Genomic DNA, 449 nt, shown 5'->3' with positions numbered 1-449 from the left:
CATCAAGCATCCGATCAAGCGATCGTTTGTGTTCTTTCTTATCCCCGATTTCACTATGATCGCTTTTGCAACCGCACTCGACCCGTTGCGCTCCGCCAACCGCATGCTCGGCTACGAGGCCTATCGCTGGCGCCTCGCCAGCATCGACGGCAAGCCGGTGCGCGCCTCGAATGGCGTCGAATGCGCGGTCAACACCTCGCTGGAGGAAGAACGCAAGAAGATGGCGGGCCCCGACCGGCCGAACATGGCCATCGTCTGCAGCGGCGTCAACGTCGAGCGCTACCAGAACAAATCGGCCTTCGCCTGGCTGCGCGAGGAGTATAATCGTGGCGTCGCCGTCGGCGGCCTATGCACCGGCGCGCACATCCTTGCCGCCGCCGGCCTCTTGTCCAACAAGCGCTGCGCCATCCATTGGGAAAACCTGCCGGGCTTTTCCGAGGCGTTCCCGA

Annotated in this window: 1 protein-coding gene; it reads left to right on the top strand. The window is 62.8% G+C overall.

Translation table 11 applies throughout. The features are described 5' to 3' along the window. Window position 1: 1 nt before the first annotated feature. The coding region (locus ACWTU8_RS32655) for an AraC family transcriptional regulator (protein ID WP_455851356.1) at window positions 2-449 on the top strand (448 nt) is incomplete at its 3' end.

It is taken from the genome of Mesorhizobium sp. BHbdii, from assembly GCF_053848045.1.
The sequence above is the reverse complement of the archived record's forward strand: the minus strand, read 5'-3'. Positions and strand labels throughout refer to the sequence as shown.